Consider the following 18,777-nt stretch of genomic DNA (forward strand, 5'->3'; position numbering starts at 1 on the left):
CGGCCTACGTGGTGGGCCGTTGGCTTGCCGGAGCCCGGGCCGGTGGTGGCCCGGGCTCTGCGTTGGGTTAGTGGGGTGGGTTTTGGCCGGCTTGGTTGGGGTGGGGTGGTGAGGGCTGGGTTGGGTACTGCGGGTCCTGGTGGGCGTGGTGGGGCCAGGGTTGGGGGACTGGGTGCGGAGTGGCTGGTTTCCTGCGTAGGCGTAGGACGGTGAGGGTGCCGATGAGTAGGAGGAGGAGACCGCCTCCGGCTAGGCCTGCGATCAGGGCGGTTGGGGTGCCGTTGTCGGAGTCGTCGCTGGCCTGGACTGGACCGCCTGCCTCGTTCTTGTTGCCGGAGTCGGCTGGCTGGGATGGGGTGTTGGTCGGGGACGGTGTTACGGACTCGCCTGAGACCGGGGTGGCGCCATCGACGTACTCCGGCTTACCGGTACCCGCCGTACCGACCACTCCGACTGTGAGGGTGAGCGGGATGGTGAAGGCTTTGTCGTTGTCTTTGCGGCTCAGCGATACGGCGATGTAGTACTCACCGGGCGTTGAGGTGCCGGTGTCCTGGTTGTTGGCGCCGTTGCGGTTGAGGTAGCGGATCTCTTTGGTTGTTACGGCCTTGACCAGGCCTCGCTTGGTGAGGACACCGCGGGTGTAGGCGCCGCCCGGCACGTTCTTGGCGAAGACTGCGTAGACGTCCTCGCCGATGGGCGAGATGAGCGCGGTGTCTAGGTAGCGGATCCCGTCGAGCGCCTCGGCCTGGGCTCCGGCCATCTCCGGCACCGTGATCTGCGCCTGAATCCGCTGTCCCCAGTCAGCCTTCACCTTGTAGAGCTGCAACTCCCCCGGCATCAGGGTCGTCTTGTAGCTGCCCGGCTCGAGCAGCGAAGCATCCGGGAAGCTGGAACCGGGAACGATCTCGCGCGGGGTCGACCCGGGCATCGGAGCCCAGACCGGGTCGGTAGCCGGCGCCGGCAGGCTGGTGATCGAGTCGACCGGCGGCTCCTCGTCGATCCGGAGCTCGTACGGCACACCCTTGAGCTCCCGGAGGTCCTTGCCTGGGTTCACGGTGAGCACCATCTGGTCGGACGCCGAACACTCCTCGTTCTGCTTCTCGTACTTCGACCAGCTTGCGGCCGTCCCCGTCGCGAGGCCCTGGTCGCCGTCGAACCCTCTGGGGTAGCTGCAGCCGCACTGCTCACCGCTGGGTGTGTTGAGCCGCACCTCGGTCTGGATGACGAAGCTGCCGCCGGAGGGCCGTCGGAAGCTGACGCCGGCACGAAGCGTCGAGCCGGTGATGGTCCGCCTGATCAGGTAGTGCTTCGCGGTGTCGTCCACCCCGAAGGTGTCCGAGTAGTGGCCCGGGGCAAGGACCGGGGCGCCCTCCTGCTGCGGCGCACCATGGACGGGTGTGCCTGAGATGCGGAACGGGCGGAACGCTCGGGTGGACAGGCGATCCAGACCGGTCTCGAGATCGATGGTCGAGTCGGCGTCGTAGTAGTCACCGCGGCCCTCACGAGCCACGCACTGCAGTTGAGTACGCGCCTTGCCGCCGACGCGGAACCCGACCACGTCGATCTTCAGATCGATGCCCTGCTTCGCGATCGAGCGCGCCACCTCACATGGCTCCGGCGCGCAGGTGGCCTCACCGTCGGACACCAGCACGATCGTGCGCTGGCCGGTCGGACCGAGATCCTTCGCGGCTTGCTGCAGCGCGTACGCGATCGGCGTCTCGCCGTACGGCTTGTACTTCGCGATCGCTGCTTGCAACTGCGGCCGGTTGCCGGTCCCGATCGGGACGGTCAGCTGGGTGTCGGTGCAGGCGCCTGGCTGGGTGCGCTTGAACACGGTCGCTCCGTAGACCCGCAGGCCGACCTGCGCGTTCTCGGGGAGCTTGCTCACGACCTGGGTCAGCGCCGTGCGGGCCGCCACGATCTTCGTCTTGCCATCACCGGCCGGCTCCTTCATCGACCCGGACGAGTCCAGCACCATCACGAGCTTGCCGGTGTCACCCGGCTCGGGGTCGGCCGAGGCCGTCCCGGTGGTCAGTCCGGCCAGGACTGCGGTCAGGGTGATGGCGAGGAGCGCCCACACCGCGGGGCGGCGGGGTCCCTGCAGAGCCGTCATCGTTTCCTCCAGTGAGATTCGCTGCCGCAAACCCTGGCAGTTTGCGATCGCAAATGTCAATGTGATTCGTTCCGCGCTCGGTTGTCCACAACTGCAAACGGATGGGTTGGCAATTTGCCTTCGCAACTGCGAAGATGTTTGCAGTCGGCCACGGACGACGGCCGGGTAAGGGGATCACACTGATGGACCAGACAGCCCACAACCTCCAGCAGCAGATCGAGCTGTACGGCGAGACGCTCGGTGAAGTGGTCCGCCGAGTCGCCGGGCCACTCGGCCTGACCCAGAGCGCGCTCGCGCAGGTGATCGGGCTGTCGGCGCCGATGCTGTCACAGCTGATGAGCGCGCAGCGGGTGAAGATCGGCAATCCCGCGGTGGTGTCGCGCCTTCGCGCCGTGTCCGAGCTCGCTGATCTGGCCATCGCCAATGAGCTCGGTCCCAACGACATTCCCGACTCGCTGGACCGGATCCGCGCCTCGACGGGCGCCTACACCGAGGCCACCACCCAGCTGCGGCGATCACCCGGCCCCCCAGCGGGGCAGACGGCCAGCTCGACGCCACCCTTTGCGACACCCCCTGGACTGACCGCGGACGCGCCGACCGGACAGACCTGGCCGTCAGGAGGCGCGCCCACGAACGCGCCGCCCACCAATGCGCTCACGAATGCGCCAGCGACCGCGCGGGCCGTCGTACGGGAGATCCAGGATCTGTTCCGTGCGGTCGCGTCCGCCGAGGAGATCCAGCGGGCCGCCGACGCGGCCGCCGCGGAGTCGCCGGCGATCGCCGAATTACTGCTCGCCTACGGGACCGGCCGGACCGACGATGCTGTCGCGCACTATGAGAAACACCACGGTTGACCAGTCGGCATCGACGCACGAGCAAGCGCATGAGGCGTTGACATAGCACAGGCCGCGTAGACATCTCGGCCTGTCTCACTGGTTGTCGGTGCGGAATGCCCGGCACCCAGGCGATGTTCCGTTGCCACGGCAGGGTGGTTTGCCCTGCATTCGTTGACGTTTGTGAGGAGACAGTCGTGCGCGCCATCAGCGCCCTTCGCCGGATCACCGCAATAGCCACCGCCGTCACCCTGGCGGCCATGATGGTTGCCTGCGGCAGCAATGACGATCCGGCCGCGAGCGGACCGGACCTCGGGCTGATGAAGTCCGGGACGTTGCGGATCGGGACGCTGACCGACGCGCCGCCGAACGTGTACGTGAAGGACGGCAAGTTCACCGGGTTCGACAACGACCTGATCACCGCGGTCGCGGCCAAGCTCAACCTGAAGCCGGAGTTCGTCGGCACCGACTTCTCCGCCCTGCTGTCGCAGGTGAACGGCGGCCAGTTCGACCTCGGCAGCTCGTCCATCACCGTGACCGAGGCGCGCAAGAAGACGGTTGCCTTCAGCAATGGGTACGACTTCGGCTACCTCGGTCTGAACACCACCAAGACCTCCGGCATCACGACGTTCGACCAGCTCCAGGGCAAGCGGGTCGTCGTGGTCCAGGGCACCGTCCAGGACGACTACGCCACTGGCAAGGGCCTGGACCCGGTCCGCGTGCCCAACTACAACGCCGCGCTCGGCCAGCTCAAGGCCGGTACGGCCGACGCCTGGGTGTCGCCCGCCGAGATCGGCGAGAAGATGGCCAAGGAGCAGGGCGGCGGCACAGTGATCCTGGCGGCCAAGGAACTCAGTGACGCGCCGATGGCGTTCGCGGTGGCCAAGAGCAACGACAAGCTGCGGGACGCGGTGAACAAGGCGCTCGACGAGGTGATCGCCGACGGCACCTGGACCAAGCTCGTCGAGCAGTACTACCCAGGCCGCGCCGTACCGCCGAACTTCAAGCCAGGTAGCGGCAGCGTCGCGCCGAGCACCACCGCAGCAGCCGGCTGATGGACGTCTGGTCCACGCTCGGCGACACCTTCCTCGACTGGGAGTCGATGAAGGCGGTCCTGCCCGAGATGCTCAAGGTAGGACTGGTCAACACGCTGATCCTGGCGGCCGCCTCGGTCGTGCTGGGCACCGTGCTCGGCATGGTCGTGGCGGTCCTCGCCCTGTCCCGGAGGCGTTGGCTCCGTTGGCCGGCGAAGATCTACACCGACATCTTCCGCGGCCTGCCGGCGATCCTGACCATCCTGCTGATCGGCCAGGGCCTGTCCCCCATCACCCGGCACTGGTGGGGCCCGAATCCGTACCCGCTCGGCATCCTCGCGCTCTCCCTCATCGCCGCCGCGTACATCGGCGAGATCTTCCGCTCCGGCATCCAAAGCGTCGAGAAGGGCCAACTCGAAGCTGCGCGGGCACTCGGATTCAGCTACTCGGATGGGATGCGGCTGGTCGTCATCCCGCAAGGGGTACGTCGAGTCCTTCCCGCGCTGGTGAATCAGTTCATCGCCCTGGTGAAGGAGTCGAGCCTGGTCTACTTCCTCGGTCTGCTCGCCAGCCAACGAGAGCTGTTCCGCATCGGACAGGACGCGGCCGCGACCAACGGCAACCTGTCGCCGTTGCTGCTGGCCGGCATCTTCTACCTGATCATCACGGTCCCGCTCACCCACTTGGTGAACTACTTCGACAAGCGTCTGCGCGAGGGCCGTCCAGCCGACTCCGAGGACGTCGTACTGGAGGAGTTGGCGCATGCAAACCGTTGAGGTCACCACAGCCGCCAGCCTCGAGGTGTCCGGGGTCGAGCTCGCGTTCGGCACCAACAAGGTCCTGCGCGGTGTAGATCTGCAAGTGCCGGCCGGGCGTACGGCGTGTGTGATCGGACCGTCCGGCTCCGGGAAGTCGACGTTGCTCCGAGCGATCAACCGCCTACTCGAACCTGACGCCGGCGACATCCGGCTGGCCGGCGAGTCGATCCTGGCCGGCAACCCGGACGAGCTGCGGCGCCGGATCGGGATGGTGTTCCAGCACTTCAACCTGTTCCCGCACAAGTCGGTGCTCGAGAACATCACCCTCCCGCTGCGCCAGCTCAAGAAGCTGGACCCCGACCAGGCACGGGCCGCAGCGCTAGGACAACTCGAGCTCGTCGGGCTGAGCCACAAGGCCGCCGCGCGACCGGGCAACCTTTCCGGCGGTCAGCAGCAGCGGGTCGCAATCGCCCGCGCGCTGGCGATGGAGCCCGAGGTCATGCTGTTCGACGAGGCCACCTCGGCCCTGGACCCCGAGCTGGTGAAGGGCGTCCTCGCATTGATGGCGGACCTCGCTCAGACCGGGATGACCATGGTTGTCGTCACCCACGAGATGGGGTTCGCCCGCGAGGTCGCCGACCAGGTCGCATTCATGGACCATGGGGTCGTGGTGGAGTCCGGCGTACCCGAGCAGGTCTTCACCGCAGCGCAGTCACCGCGGCTGCGGCAGTTCCTCTCGCAGGTGCTCTAGCGACAGGAAGCAACGCCGGAGCGTCCGCTATGCGTAGTTTGCTGACTCGGCAGCGGCGTGGATCCCGGCGCTCGGCGTGATCCCACGGATCGTGGAGGGGTGAGGTAGAGGGCGTCTGAGTTCTCAGACGCCCTCTCAGTGAGGCCCGCCCGCCCACGTCCGGGAGGACGCATGGATGTTCGCTTGACGCGCACCGGCCATCGGCTCATCGGTCTGGCGATGATGATGGTGGTCAGTGCGGTGATCGGCACCGTCGTCGTCGCAGCCGCCCGCAACCCGAGCCAGCAACCACAGAGCGCACCGCCACCGCCAGCGCCACCGTCCGCAGCGCCGGTCAAGGCAGCCTTCCCCACCAAGTACGTCGTACTGACGTTCGACGACGGGCCGGATGCGGCGTACACCCCGAAGATCCTCGACATCCTGGCGACGTACGAGGCGAAGGCGACGTTCTTCGAGGTCGGCAAGAACGTCACGAAGCACCCGGAACTGTCCAAACGCATCCACGACGCCGGGCACAGCGTGCAGAACCACACCTGGACGCATGCCGACCTGCGGCACCTGTCCGCCACCGCGTTCCGGCAGCAGGTCACGTCGACCGACCAGGCCATCCAGGCCGCGATCGGCAGTACGCCGGGCTGCCTGCGACCGCCGTACGGCGGAATGGACCCCACCGTCCGGCAGCGGGCCAAGGCGCTCGGCAAGGACCTCGTGGTGTGGACCGTCGACTCGCGTGACTGGACCAAGCCCGGTACGACGGCGATCGTTCAGCGCGTGCTGAAGAACGTCCACAGCGGATCGGTCATCCTGATGCACGACGGCGGCGGCAACCGCACTCAAACCATCGCCGCCCTCCCCACCATCCTCAAATCCCTCAAAGCGAAGGGCTACGGCTTCCGCACACTGACCTGCTAGTCCAGCGCGGCGACCAGGGGGACGACGTCGGCGATGGATTCGGCGATTCGGGTTGGGCGGTAGGGGAAGCGCTCGACTTCGTGTTCGCCGGTGGAGCCGGACAGGACCAGGACGGTGCGGAGGCCCGCTTCGAGGCCGCTGATGATGTCGGTGTCCATCCGGTCGCCGATCATCACGGTGGTTTCGGAGTGCGCCTCGATCCGGTTCAGTGCGCTGCGCATCATCAGCGGGTTCGGCTTGCCGACGAAGTACGGCGCGATGCCGGTGGCGCGGGTGATCAGCGCGGCCACCGACCCGGTCGCGGGCAGCGGCCCCTCGGTGGACGGTCCGGTCGGATCGGGGTTGGTCGCGATGAACCGGGCACCGTCGGAGATCAGCCGGATCGCCTTGGTGATCGCCTCGAAGGAGTAGGTGCGCGTCTCACCCAGTACGACGTAGTCCGGCGCGCGCTCGGTCAGCACGTACCCGACCTCGTGCAGCGCCGTGGTCAGGCCAGCCTCGCCGATCACGTACGCCGTCCCGCCCGGGCGCTGGTCGTCGAGGAACTGGGCGGTGGCCAGCGCGCTGGTCCAGATCGCGGTCTCGGGGACGTCGATGCCACCGGCAAGCAGGCGGGCGTGCAGGTCGCGGGGCGTGAAGATCGAGTTGTTCGTCAGGACCAGGAACTTCTTCCCGGACGCCTGCAACGACGCGATGAACTCACCGGCTCCAGGGATCGCGCGCTCCTCGTGCACCAGCACGCCGTCCATGTCCGTCAGCCAGCTCTCCACCGGCTTGTGCTCGGTCATGGAGCAATCGTAGGTGTGACGATCCGTTCACCGTCGGAAGTTGTCGGTGGGGGGAGCAAGAATGCCGTCATGGAGTTGTCCGGGTACCGCGAGCTGTGGCGCACGCACGGCGTGATCACGCTGCTGGCGTCGTCGCTGCTGGCGCGGTTGCCGATGCTCGCCACGCTGGTTCCGGTCGCGTTCCTCGCGAAGGACGCGGGCGGCTCGTTCCGGTGGGCCGGACTCGTGGCCGGCGCGTACTCGGTTGGCATGGCAATCGCCGGTCCACTCTGGTCCCGGACGGCCGATCGCCGCGGGCCGCGCGGGGTGCTGCTCGTCACCGGCATGGCCTGGAGCGTGGCGCTCGCGCTGCTCGCCGCCCTGCCGTCGGGGCTGTATCGGCTGATGCCGCTGCTGACTCTGCTCGCCGGTGCGCTCGTGCCACCGGTCATGCAGACGCTGCGGGCCAGCTGGCCGCGCGTCGTCGAGGGACCGGCGCTGCGGACGGCGTACTCGGTGGACGCGACCGCGCAGGAGTTGCTGTTCATGGTGGGTCCGATGCTCGGGGCAACGGCGGTGAGCGTCGCCAGCCCGCGGCTCGGAGTGCTGCTCGCGGCGCTGATGTCGGCGGTCTTCATCTGGTGGTACGCGCTTCGACAACCGGAGCCGCTCGCCCGCGACGCCGAGGGCCCTCCGCCGTTGACCGCGCGTCAACTGCTGTGGCATCGACACCGGTTGCCGCTGATCCTCGCGTTCGGTCTGTGGGTGATGGCGTTCAACGGCATCTCACTCGGGATCGTCGCGTTCGCGGACGAGCACGGCGAGCGATTGATCGCGGGCGTCATGGAGGCCGTCTGGGCTTTCGGCAGCCTCGTGGGTGGCGCGGTGGCGGGTGCGTTGCCAGGCCGGCGTACGTCGTACCTGTGGCGCCGGGCCGCTCTGGTCGCGGCGGGGATGCTGCTGTGCGTGTTCGCGACCTGGTCACCGCTGTCGCTCGGGGTGGCGCTGACGTTGTCCGGGCTGACGCTCGCGCCGGCGATCGGTGCGCTGTACGAACGTCTGGGCGCGCTCACGCCAGACACCGTGCGGACCGAGGTGTTCGGCTGGATGGGCAGCGCGGCCATGGGCGGTGCGGCGATCGGGGCGGCGCTGTCAGGCGCGGTCGTCGAGAGTTTCGGGGTTCGCTACGTGTGGCTGCTCGCCGCCGGCTGTGCGGCGGTCTCACTCGTGCTGTTGCTACGCATTCCGTCGCAGCACCAGCCCGAGCCGGCTCTACCGGCCGGTGGCCTGCTCGGCGAGACCGCGTAGCTGCTCGACCATCGCGTTCGGGTCACCGGCGGCGTACACAGCGGTGCCGGCGACGAAGACGTCCGCGCCGGCCTCGGCGCAGCGCTCGATCGTGTCGGCCGAGACGCCACCATCGATCTCGATCCACAGGTCGAGGCCGTGCTTGTCGAGCAACTGACGGGTCCGGCGGATCTTCGGGACGCACACATCGAGGAACTTCTGCCCGCCGAAGCCCGGCTCGACCGTCATGATCAGGATCATGTCGAGCTCGGCCAGCAGGTCCTCGTACGGCTCGATCGGCGTGGCCGGCCGGAGCGCCATCGCGGCCCGCGCACCCTTGGCGCGGATCTCGCGGGCGGTCCGGATCGGTGCGCGGCAGGCCTCGATGTGGAAGGTGACGCTGGCTGCGCCCGCCTCGACGTACCCGGGAGCCCACCGGTCCGGGTCCTCGATCATCAGGTGGCAGTCGAGCGGCGTATTGGTCGCCTTGGCCAGGGACTCGACGACCGGCATGCCGAGCGTGAGGTTCGGCACGAAGTGGTTGTCCATCACGTCGACGTGCAGCCAGTCGGCGCTCGACACCGCGGTCGCCTCGTCGGCCAGCCGGGCGAAGTCGGCGGACAGGATGCTCGGCGCGATCTGAATCCCCATGGCGTCAATCTACCGACGTGCCTCGACCCATTCGACGACCCGGTCCACCGACTCGACCACATCGACGCCGACGGGGAGTGATGGCCGACGCATGACGACGACCGGGATGCCGAGCAGGGCGGCCGCGGTCAGCTTCGCCGCCGTCTGCGGTCCACCACTGTCCTTGGTGACCAGAACGTCGATGCGGTGGTCGCGCATCACGGTCAGCTCGCCGTCGACGTCGTACGGACCGCGGGCGAGGATCAGCGTGCACCAGGTGGGTCGTGGCTCGGGCGGGTCGACACAACGGGCGAGCATCCAGACGCCGCTGTGCTCAAACGCGTGCAATCCCTGACGCCCGATGGTGAGGAACGCGCGAGAACCCAGCGTCGGCAAGAGCTCGGCTGCGGCCCCGCCCGTGTCGGCCCAGTGCCAACGCCCACCGGGCGGCCAGCCCGGGCGGCGAAGAACCAGCAGCGGTACGCCGACCTCTCGGGCAGCGGCGACGGCGTGCTCGGTCATTGTGGCGGCGAAAGGGTGGGTGGCGTCGACGACGGCGTCGACCGGATTGTCGTGGAGCCACCTCGCCAGGCCCGCCGCGCCGCCGAAGCCGCCTTGCCGGACCGCACCTACAGGCAACCGGGCATCGGCGGTCCGGCCGGCCAGGGAAGAGACGACGTGGACTCCAGAGGACGCCAGGGTCTGCGCGAGTTCACGCGCCTCGCCGGTTCCGCCGAGCAGCAGGACCTTCATCGGGCGCGTGTTGCCGAGTACAGGTGGCTGTCGCGGAACGCCGTCGCCGACAGCACCTTGCCGACGATGATGACCGCAGTACGACGGATGTCCGCGGCGCGCACCTGGTCCGCGATGTCGGCGAGCGTGCCGCGCAGGACGAGCTCGTCGTCGCGGGAGGCTCGGGCCACCACGGCGACCGGGCAGTCGGCGCCGTAGTTGGGTTCGAGTTCGTCGACCACGCGGTCGATCTGCTGGACGGCTAGGTGCAGCACGAGTGTGGAGCGGCTTGCGCCGAGGGTGGCCAGGTCCTCTCCGGACGGCATCGCCGACGCTCGGCCGGCGATGCGGGTGAGGATCACGGTCTGGCCGACTTCCGGCACGGTCAGCTCGCGGGCGAGGGTCGCGGCGGCGGCCGCGTAGGCGGGTACTCCGGGGGTCACGTCGTACGGGATGTCGAGGGTGTCCAGGCGGCGCATTTGCTCGGCCATCGCGCTGAAGACGGACGGGTCGCCGGAGTGCAGGCGGGCTACGTCGAGTCCGTTGGCGTGGGCGGCGCTGAGTTCGGCGATGATCTCGTCGAGGTTGAGCGAGGCCGTGTCGACCGTGCGCGCGCCGGGCGGGCAGTGGTCGAGGAGCTCGACCGGGACGAGCGCACCGGCGTACAGGCAGACCGGCGACGAGGCGATCTGATCACGCCCACGCACCGTGATCAGATCGGCTGCGCCCGGCCCTGCCCCGATGAAGTGCACAGTCACCTGATCACGCTCCTGATCGTCGCCGGCGCCTCGGGCCGGCTCGTCGCGGACGGCACCTGGCCACGCTCCGAACCGGTCACTTCGTCACGCTCCAGATGGTGACGGGCAGGGCTGGGCGCCAGGCGGTCATAGCGCCGATGGGGGAGGCTCGTTGGATGTCGAGGCGGATCAGGTCGCCGCCGAGGTCGGCGTACCACTGGGCGATGAGAGTCTCGGTCTCCAGCGTGACGCCGTTCAGCACTAAGCGGCCGCCCGGGCGGAGTGCGTTCCAGCAGGTGTCGATCAGGCCCGGGGCTGTCGCTCCCCCGCCGATGAAGATCGCGTCCGGGGTCTCCAGTCCATCCAGGGCGGCAGGCGCGGCGCCGACGACTGTGGTGACGAGAGCGCCGAGGTTCGCGCCGTTGCGGTCGAGGCGCTTGGCTCGCTCGGGATCACGTTCGATTGCGATCGCCCGGCAGGCCGGGTGGTGGCGCGACCACTCGATCGCGATGCTGCCCGCGCCGCCGCCCACGTCCCACAGCAGCTGACCTGGCACCGGTGCGAGCCGCGACAACGTGACCGCCCGCACCTCGCGCTTCGTCAACTGCCCGTCGCTCTCATAGGCCTCATCGGGCAGCCCGGGCACAGTAGGCAGCAGCGCCGCGTCTACACCGGCCTGGCACAACACACCGATCACGTTGAGAGCGTCAACGTCGTACGACCACTCAGACGCGATCGCAGTGCGCACCCGCTCCGACGGACCGCCGAGCTGCTCGAGCACAGTCAGCTCGCTCGCGCCGTAGCCGCGTTCGACAAGCAGTGCGGCGACCTCGGCCGGCGTGTGAGCACCCCAGCTCAGCACCAGCAGCCGACGCCCCGGCTGGACGTGCGGGTGCACGCGTTCAGTCGGGTGCCCGACCAGACTGACCACCTGCACCTCGTCCTGCGGCCACCCGAGCCGTGCACTCGCCAGCGACACACTCGACGGATGCGGAATCACCCGTACGGCGTCCGCCCCGAGCAGCCGCGTCAGCGTCGTACCGATGCCGTGGAACGTCGGGTCACCGCTAGCCAGCACGCACACCGCCCGGCCCGAGTACTGCGAGAGCAGTCCGGGCAACGCCTCGGACAACGGCGACGGCCACTTGACCCGCTCCGCCTCGACAGATGGCACGAGAGCGAGTTGCCGGGCGCTCCCCATCAGCACCTCGGCCGCCAGCACAGCAGCTTGAGCCGCCGGGGACAGTCCCTCCCAACCGTCAGCGCCGACACCTACGACGGTGACGTCAGCCGGCATTGCCCAGCACCTTCGTCACGGTGATCTCGATGACCACCCGGCGTGGGTTGACCCGCGGCTCCCGGTACCGCTTCGCATAGCGACGTACGGCGTCCTCCACCCGCTCCGGATCGTCGCTCACGACCGCCCGGCCCTCGAGCGTGGACCAGTGGCGTCCATCCACCTGGGTCACCGCGACCGCAGCGCCCTCGGGTCCCGCCTTCCGGATCGTCCGGGCCTTGTGCGACGTACCGGAGCAGATCACCCGGGCTATCCCCGTCTCCGGGTCCAGCGTCGCGCCCACCGGTGTCGCATGCACCGTGCCGTCCGCACGGACGGTACTCAGCACGCACAGGTGCCGCTCCGTCCAGAACCCGATCAGTCCCTCAGTCCAACGCACCCCGCGATCGTAGACAGCAGACGCGACGAGGTCAGTGATCAGGGGCTCACCATCAACGCCCTCGGGATGAACAGAGCCTCCCCAGACGTCGCCGCGACCATCAGATCCCACGCCCCCGGTGTCGCCTTCGTCAGATCGACGGCCACCGTCGCCGCGGCGTGATCGGCCGACACCGACGTCACCACCCCGGCCATTGGCGGCCGACCTCTTGCGGTGAACCGCACGACGTCCGTCGACTCGAGCAATTCACCGTGCACCGTCAGCGTTGCGGTCGTCCCTGCAGCCACCACCGCCGGCGTGATGCCGCTGAGCCCGAAAGCAGGAGCTTCGCCGGCCAGTGGCGCTGCCTCGAGCGGTGCAGCCGCACCAGCCGGAACGAGTGGAAGCAGGATCGCGAGCAGAACGACGCAGAGGCCGCGGACCACCCGTTCGGGCGTGCGCAACCTCCGTGCGAGCACACTCATCGACCCATTCCTCCCCAGAATGCCCACCCCGAGCGGGCGGAGCCTAACAGGGAGATGTCCGGGACGGGGAAAACGCTGCAACTAGCTGCAGATCTGACGTTGCCGCTTGACAGACCGGCCCGCCCGGTGAGGCACCGGGCGGGTCGGCGGCGCTGGACCCCTCAGACCAGCGCAGTCATTGGGACGGTCAGCCCACGTCCCGGCGGCGGAAGCTGGCGAACCCTGCCCCGGTCAGACCTGCTGCGATCGCGGTCAGCCAGATGACCGGAGCGACGGAGAAGTCGCCGCCCGGCAGCCGCGGAGTGTGCCCGTACGGGCTGAGGTTCATCACCGACTGCGGCAGGTCGAAGATGCTGCCGAACTGCCCGATCAGGAGGAAGACGCCGAACAGGACCCATGCACCGGTGACCAGCTTCGGAGCGAACCCGAACAGTACGACGACCAGTCCGGTGACCAGCCAGATCGCTGGCAGCTGCACAGCTGCCGCAGCGAGCATGCGGGGCACCTGACGGCCCATGTTGCCCAGCGAAGCACCACTGGAGATGCCCGACCCGAGTCCTGCGACCAAGATCAGCACAGCGGTACCGAACAGCGCCATCAGCACGTGACTCCCGACCCACTGGGCCCGCGAGACACCAGTCGCGAGCAACGGCTCGGCCCGGAGCGCGGTCTCCTCCGACCGGAGCCGAAGCGCCGCCTGAATGCCGAAGGCCGAGGCGAGCAGACCGACCATCCCCATCTCGGTGGCCAGGAACGCGTCGGTGATGCCGTTGACGCCACCGAGCTTCTCGACCATCTCCCGGGCACTGTCGCTGGTCACGAACCCGTCCACGTTGCTGGCGATGTTGCCGACCAGCAGCCCGAGCAGCAGGAACGCGAAACCCCAGCCGTACAAGGAACCCCGATGCAGTCGCCAGGCCAGCGCCAGCGGCGACCGCAGCGACGGCGCACCAGTGGCCGGGCCCGGACGCGGCCGCACCAGGCCCGCGCCGACATCGCGGCGCCGGATCAGCGCCATCGCGCAAGCCACCAGCAAAGCCATGAACACCAGCGGCAGCAGTACGACGACGAAGCGGTCGCCCGCGTACGCACGGATCTGCTGCGACCAGCCGATCGGCGACAACCACGACACCCACTCCGACTTGCCGTCGGTCGAGGAGTCACCGATCGCCCGCAGTACGTACGAGACGCCCAGGACGATCCCGGTGAACCCATTGGCGGTCCGGGCCCCCTCGGTCAGCTGCGCGGTCAGCGCTCCCACACCGGCGAACGACAGACCGGCCGACGCCCACAGCAGTCCGAAGGCCAACGATCCGGACGCCGGCAGACCGACGCCGATCAGCGCCAGCGCGGACAGCAGCCCGATCAGTACGACGGTCCCCGACGACACGATCAGTGCAGCGGCCAGAGCGGCGTACCGACCAACGACTCCGGCGCTCAGCAACTCGAGCCGGCCGTTCTCCTCCTCGGTCCGGGTGTGCCGGACCACCAGCATCGCGGCGAGCAATCCCACCAGTACGGCGCCGAACGCGGTCAGCTTGAACAACGAGAGCTCCCCGAGCGAGGTCTCGTCGAAGATCCGGCCGTACAGCGACACCAGGGCGGGCGAGGCGTTCGACGTCCGCGCCGCCTCGATCCGGGACTGGACATCCGGGTAGAGGTCGATGGACGCCTGTGCGGACCCGGCCGCCGTGATCACGAACACCACGATCCACACCGGGATCAGGATCCGGTCCCGGCGCAGCGCGAGCCGCACCAGGGTGCCGGTGCCGACGAAGTCGTTCATCGCAAGGCCGCCTCGGGCTCAGCGGCGACGTCGTCCTCGTAGTGGCGCAGGAAGAGCTCCTCCAGCGTCGGCGGCTGCGCGACCAGGCTCTTGATCCCGCTCGCGGACAGCTGCCGCATCACCGCGTCCAGCTGCGCGGTGTCGACCTCGCAGCGGACCCGGTTGCCCTCGACATCGAGGTCATGTACGCCGGGCAGCTGGGCCAGACCGTTCACCGCTCCGGCCAGCTCGGCCTGGATCGACGTACGGGTCAAGTGCCGCAGATCGGACAGCGTGCCGGTCTCGACCACCTTGCCGCGGCGGATGATGCTGATCCGGTCACACAGAGCCTCGACCTCGGACAGGATGTGGCTCGACAGCAGCACGGTGCGGTCGTGCTGGCGCTCCTCCTCGATGCACTGCCGGAACACCTCCTCCATCAGCGGGTCCAGGCCGGACGTCGGCTCGTCCAGGATCAGCAGCTCGACGTCCGACGCGAGCGCCGCGACCAGAGCGACCTTCTGCCGGTTGCCCTTGGAGTAGGTGCGGCCCTTCTTGGTCGGGTCGAGGTCGAACCGGCGCAGCAGGTCGTCCCGCTTCTTGGAGTCCAGCCCGCCACGGAGCCGGCCGAGCAGGTCGATCACCTCGCCGCCGGTCAGGTTCGGCCACAGGTTGACGTCACCGGGGACGTAGGCCAGCCGCCGGTGCAGCTTCGCCGCGTCGTGCCACGGGTCGCCCCCGAGCAGCGAGACGTCACCCTCGTCACCGCGCAGCAGACCGAGCAGCACCCGGATGGTCGTGGACTTCCCCGCGCCGTTCGGTCCGAGGAATCCGTGCACCTCACCGGTCGCGACGTCCAGGTCGAGACCGTCGAGGGCGTGCGTACTGCCATACGACTTGTGCAGTCCTGAGACCACAATGGCTGATGTCATGATTCATAACGTACACTTCATTCAGAAGATTGTGAATCTTACTAACGCGTCTCTCACGCGTCAGGTTTTTGGGTTACGTAGAGGGGATGATGGGGCGGTGAGTGCACAACGAGACGACGAAGCCGTCAGGCGGTACGCCGAACAGTTCGGCAACCTGCTGGCCGACACGGGCTGGCCGCGGATGGCAGCCCGGGTGTTCGCCGCCATCCTGTCCAGCGAGGAGGGCCGCTTGACGGCGGCCGAACTGTCCGACCAACTGCAGGCCAGTCCGGCCGCGGTCTCCGGCGCGGTCAACTACCTGCTCCAGCTCCGCCTCGCCAACCGCGAGCGCGAGCCCGGCAGCAGACGCGACGTGTACGTCGTCCAGGACGACTTCTGGTACCAGAGCATGATGAGCCAGGACCAGGCGCTGGCCCGCTGGTCGGACTCGCTCCACCATGTCCTCGACGCCGCCGGCGAAGGCACCGCGGCCCACCGCCGCGTCCGCGCCTCCCTGGCCTTCATCGATTTCATCGAGGAAGAAGTCAAAGGCCTCAGCGAACGCTGGTTCAAACGCAAGGCCGAGATCGACGCCGACCTCGACGCCCAGTACGGCCCTCGCACCTGAAAGCACCTGAAAGCACCGAAGGGCCCGACGGACAGTTGTCCGCCAGGCCCTTCGAAGGCCGAGCTACCGGAGGGTGGTGTTGGCCACCGTGTCGAGGGCTCGCTGGAGTAGTGGGTTGACGTTGTGGCGGGACTTGGAGTTGGGCAGGTGGACGGCGTTGCCGTCGACCGGGCCGTTGACCGGGTAGACCGATAGTTCGGCCGGTAGTGGGCTGGTGCCGCAGACCTGGTCCTTGCCGGGCAGTTCGCCGTTGAACACGAACCTGTCACCGATCGCCTCAGCGCAGGCCGACGCGGAGCCGACGTACTGGCCGTGCTGGCCTTCGTCGTCGATGGCGACGAACCGGGTCACGCGAGACGTGTCCTTGTGGGTGCGCAGTGCACCTTCGTACGCCGTCGCCGGGTCGACCTCACCCTGGATCATCAGGATCCGTGGCGAGCCGGTCAGGTCGAGCTTGCGGTCCTGCGGCTTGTACGGCCAGAAGGCACAGAACGGTACGCCGTTCATGTAGCCGAAGAAGGTGTACTTCTTCGCCATCCGGTCGGCCTCGCGCAGGTAGAAGTTCGGGTCCTTGTTCCACGCGGTGTCGTTGCAACGGACCGTCGTACCGATCGGGCCGAGGTTGACGGTGGCGTCACCGGAGGACTTGGCCGCCGCCGCGCGGGCGTCGGCCAGGATCGACCGGGTCGAGTCGACCGGCACGGCCGAATCGGTGCCCGCCGGGGCCGGCGTCACGCCGTAGCGGGCCCGGATCGCGGCGAGGGTGTCGAACGCCTGCAGCTCCGGGGAGAGCCGGGCCCAGGCCTTGTCCACGTGCCGCAGCTCGATCTCACCCGACGCCGACGGGTCCTTGACGTACTCGTCGTGCACCAGGATGTCGACCGTCGCCCGGATGAACCGGACGTTGCCGTAGATGGTGCTGTAGATCGTCCCGTCCAGGTTGTCACCACGGACGTTGCTGGTGCCGGCCTTGACCAGCTTGACCAGATCGGCGCGGACCTGGTTGTACTTCGCCGTCACCTGTTTCGGCGTGGACCCGAGCCCCTCGATCTGGTCGGCGTGCCGGGCGATCCACGGGAAGAACTGGGTGTCGCGCCGCCGCTGGCCCGAGAACGGGTCGAAGTTCACGTTGTCCCACTGGGTGTGGGTCCAGTCCATGTTCGAGTCGATCACGAACCGGCCGACCCGCGACGGGTAGGTGTCGGCGTACCAGCCGCCGAGCCAGGTGCCGTAGCTGTAGCCGATCAGGTTCAGCTGCCGCGCCTTGAAGAGTGCCCGCAGGAACTCCATGTCGTACACGGTCTGCTGGCTGCTGACGAACTGGCTGAACTCCGTCGACGAGCACGCCTCGGCGAACAGCTTCGCCTCGGCCACCTCGGTCTTGTGAGTCTGCCGGGTGCGCTCCTTGTAGTCGGGCGTGGTCGGCAGTGCGTTCAGCGCGTCGGTCGTGGTCAGACACTGCAGCGGCGTGCTCTGGCCGAAGCCGCGCGGGTCGAAGCCGAGCAGGTCGAAGTCGGTGAAGAGCTGGGTCTTGTCGATCGCCAGCGAGGCCGACAACGTCAGCCCGGCGCCACCCGGTCCCCCGGGGTTGGTGGTCATCAAGCCCTTGGACGTACCGGTGGCCTGGCTGTAGGCGATGGCGACCTGGACGTCGGGGTGCGCGTCCGGGTGGGCCCAGTCCATCGGGACGGTCACCTTGGCGCAGTTGGTGGTGGGTGCCTGCGGGTACAACGCCTTCACCGCGGCATCGAACGAGCACACCGACCACTGGATCTGCTGGTCGAGGTACTTCTGCGGGATGGATGGGACCGGCGGATCCACCGGACCCCGGGCCGGGCGGGTTGCCGAGGCCGAGCTGATGGCCAGCTGGGGCACGACCAGTGCCACAGCGAGGGCCAGAGCGATCTTGTGGAATCTGATCACGCTGCAACTCCTGTTGTCCGGGCGGGTTCAGGAGACAGCAACGTATGCCGGACCGGGCGGTTCTGAATACCCGTCAACGCAAGGTCAAGGGCATTCCCTAGTGCGCAGCACTAGAGCTCGTACACAGTGAAGATCGTGCAATACATCGGTGGTGACTCCAGTCCGGGGTAGTACAGGCGCCCTGCGTCATCGGTGATCTTGAAGTACGCCGTCGACGCTCCGACCTGGGACGGCGCCTGCAACCGCATCGTCACCGTCACGGTCTCGCCCGGTACGGCGTCCGGCAACCGCTCGCGCTGGGGTGATCGCAGCCAGCCCGGCGCCCCGGCGGCGCCCTGCCTGGTCAGCCAACGATCCAACCAAGGCCGCTCGCCGCTGTTCCGGATCTCCCAAGCCTTCTCGAACGACTGATCCCGGCACACCCGCGTCCCATCCGGCACCGTCTCCCCCACCAACTCGGCCCGGTCCTCCGGATGGTGATCGACCGGCACCGACCCACCCAGCAGCACCGGCTGGACGTGCCGCCGGATGTCCCGCTGGGACATATCCCGACCGGCCCGGACCGCGGCGTCCAGCTCCACCAGCTGGTTCACCAGGGCCTGACCGGCGCCGAACGAGGCGTCGTACCACTCGATCAGCTCGCGGCTGGGTTTGGTGTGACCACGCTCGACCCGGGACAGATGGCCCTTGTCCCAGCCGGACAGTACGGCGGCCCGCGACAGCGGTACGCCGGCGGCCTCCCGGAGCTCGCGCATCCGGCAGCCGATCACAAAGCGAGCCTGGGCTGGCCTCACACCGCACTCCCCGGTCGATCGTTGCCCACTGCGACAACACCGTAACCCTCTGATTCTCTGTA

19 protein-coding genes are annotated in these 18,777 nt (G+C 68.4%); 7 read left to right on the top strand and 12 right to left on the bottom strand.

Translation table 11 applies throughout. From position 1 onward, the window contains the following. Positions 1 to 67: 67 nt before the first annotated feature. Positions 68 to 2,113: a vWA domain-containing protein gene (locus E0H73_RS19550; protein WP_131358280.1), complete on the bottom strand. Its 2,046-nt coding sequence runs from the start codon at positions 2,111 to 2,113 to the stop codon at positions 68 to 70. A 182-nt stretch (positions 2,114 to 2,295) separates the two neighbouring features. On the opposite strand from E0H73_RS19550, the gene E0H73_RS19555 reads away from it, so the two are divergent. From E0H73_RS19555 to E0H73_RS19575, 5 genes are all read left to right on the top strand, one after another. Next, the gene (locus E0H73_RS19555; protein ID WP_131358283.1) at positions 2,296 to 2,967 is read left to right on the top strand and encodes a helix-turn-helix domain-containing protein; all 672 of its coding nucleotides are present in this window, start codon (positions 2,296 to 2,298) and stop codon (positions 2,965 to 2,967) included. Positions 2,968 to 3,143: 176 nt separating this feature from the next. Beyond that, positions 3,144 to 4,001 (top strand): substrate-binding periplasmic protein, encoded by an 858-nt coding sequence (locus E0H73_RS19560; protein WP_131358287.1) that lies wholly within the window; start codon positions 3,144 to 3,146, stop codon positions 3,999 to 4,001. Further along, positions 4,001 to 4,756, top strand: a complete 756-nt coding sequence (locus E0H73_RS19565; RefSeq protein ID WP_131358290.1) for an amino acid ABC transporter permease — start codon at positions 4,001 to 4,003, stop codon at positions 4,754 to 4,756. Before E0H73_RS19560 ends, E0H73_RS19565 begins: the two co-directional genes overlap by 1 nt. After that, positions 4,743 to 5,489: an amino acid ABC transporter ATP-binding protein gene (locus E0H73_RS19570; RefSeq protein WP_131358293.1), complete on the top strand. Its 747-nt coding sequence runs from the start codon at positions 4,743 to 4,745 to the stop codon at positions 5,487 to 5,489. Before E0H73_RS19565 ends, E0H73_RS19570 begins: the two co-directional genes overlap by 14 nt. Positions 5,490 to 5,660: 171 nt before the next feature. Continuing rightward, entirely contained in the window at positions 5,661 to 6,401 is a 741-nt protein-coding gene (locus E0H73_RS19575) for a polysaccharide deacetylase family protein (RefSeq protein ID WP_202867473.1), read from the top strand. Here E0H73_RS19575 and E0H73_RS19580 read toward each other — a convergent pair. Continuing rightward, positions 6,398 to 7,189 carry an HAD-IIA family hydrolase gene (locus E0H73_RS19580; RefSeq protein WP_131358296.1) on the bottom strand — a complete coding sequence of 264 codons (792 nt, stop codon included), beginning with the start codon at positions 7,187 to 7,189 and terminating at the stop codon, positions 6,398 to 6,400. The genes E0H73_RS19575 and E0H73_RS19580 overlap by 4 nt on opposite strands. Positions 7,190 to 7,258: 69 nt before the next feature. Between E0H73_RS19580 and E0H73_RS19585 the strand changes: the two genes are divergently transcribed. Continuing rightward, entirely contained in the window at positions 7,259 to 8,476 is a 1,218-nt protein-coding gene (locus E0H73_RS19585; protein WP_131358299.1) for an MFS transporter, read from the top strand. Here the strand turns inward: E0H73_RS19585 and rpe are convergent. The 8 genes from rpe to E0H73_RS19625 form a co-directional block, all read right to left on the bottom strand. Continuing rightward, positions 8,441 to 9,106 carry a ribulose-phosphate 3-epimerase gene (rpe, locus tag E0H73_RS19590; protein WP_131358302.1) on the bottom strand — a complete coding sequence of 222 codons (666 nt, stop codon included), beginning with the start codon at positions 9,104 to 9,106 and terminating at the stop codon, positions 8,441 to 8,443. The two genes, E0H73_RS19585 and rpe, sit on opposite strands and share 36 nt — an antisense overlap. A gap of 9 nt (positions 9,107 to 9,115) precedes the next feature. Further along, complete coding sequence (locus E0H73_RS19595) at positions 9,116 to 9,838, bottom strand: cobalt-precorrin-6A reductase (protein WP_131358305.1); 723 nt, start codon at positions 9,836 to 9,838, stop codon at positions 9,116 to 9,118. Then, positions 9,835 to 10,575 (bottom strand): precorrin-4 C(11)-methyltransferase, encoded by a 741-nt coding sequence (gene cobM / locus E0H73_RS19600; RefSeq protein ID WP_131358307.1) that lies wholly within the window; start codon positions 10,573 to 10,575, stop codon positions 9,835 to 9,837. Before cobM ends, E0H73_RS19595 begins: the two co-directional genes overlap by 4 nt. A gap of 76 nt (positions 10,576 to 10,651) precedes the next feature. Further along, positions 10,652 to 11,851 carry a precorrin-6y C5,15-methyltransferase (decarboxylating) subunit CbiE gene (gene cbiE / locus E0H73_RS19605; protein ID WP_131358310.1) on the bottom strand — a complete coding sequence of 400 codons (1,200 nt, stop codon included), beginning with the start codon at positions 11,849 to 11,851 and terminating at the stop codon, positions 10,652 to 10,654. Further along, positions 11,841 to 12,230, bottom strand: coding sequence for a pyridoxamine 5'-phosphate oxidase family protein (locus tag E0H73_RS19610; protein WP_131358313.1), 390 nt, complete (start codon positions 12,228 to 12,230; stop codon positions 11,841 to 11,843). The genes cbiE and E0H73_RS19610 overlap by 11 nt, the downstream gene beginning before the upstream one ends. 38 nt (positions 12,231 to 12,268) lie before the next feature. Next, a complete protein-coding gene (locus tag E0H73_RS19615) occupies positions 12,269 to 12,694 on the bottom strand; it encodes a hypothetical protein (RefSeq protein ID WP_131358316.1) in 426 nt (141 codons plus the stop codon). Positions 12,695 to 12,881: 187 nt separating this feature from the next. Then, on the bottom strand, positions 12,882 to 14,480 hold the full coding sequence (locus E0H73_RS19620) for an ABC transporter permease (protein ID WP_131358319.1): 1,599 nt from the start codon (positions 14,478 to 14,480) through the stop codon (positions 12,882 to 12,884). Beyond that, a complete protein-coding gene (locus tag E0H73_RS19625; RefSeq protein ID WP_131358322.1) occupies positions 14,477 to 15,391 on the bottom strand; it encodes an ABC transporter ATP-binding protein in 915 nt (304 codons plus the stop codon). The genes E0H73_RS19620 and E0H73_RS19625 overlap by 4 nt, the downstream gene beginning before the upstream one ends. 97 nt (positions 15,392 to 15,488) lie before the next feature. On the opposite strand from E0H73_RS19625, the gene E0H73_RS19630 reads away from it, so the two are divergent. Continuing rightward, positions 15,489 to 15,998, top strand: coding sequence for a GbsR/MarR family transcriptional regulator (locus E0H73_RS19630; protein WP_131358325.1), 510 nt, complete (start codon positions 15,489 to 15,491; stop codon positions 15,996 to 15,998). 63 nt (positions 15,999 to 16,061) lie between these two features. On the opposite strand, the gene E0H73_RS19635 is transcribed toward E0H73_RS19630, so the two are convergent. Then, positions 16,062 to 17,921: an alpha/beta fold hydrolase gene (locus E0H73_RS19635; RefSeq protein WP_131358328.1), complete on the bottom strand. Its 1,860-nt coding sequence runs from the start codon at positions 17,919 to 17,921 to the stop codon at positions 16,062 to 16,064. 110 nt (positions 17,922 to 18,031) lie between these two features. After that, entirely contained in the window at positions 18,032 to 18,715 is a 684-nt protein-coding gene (locus E0H73_RS19640) for an NBR1-Ig-like domain-containing protein (protein ID WP_131358331.1), read from the bottom strand. Between the last annotated feature and the right edge of the window lie 62 nt (positions 18,716 to 18,777).

The sequence above is a fragment of the Kribbella pittospori genome (assembly GCF_004331465.1).
In the GTDB taxonomy this organism is placed as follows: Bacteria; Actinomycetota; Actinomycetes; order Propionibacteriales; family Kribbellaceae; genus Kribbella; species Kribbella pittospori.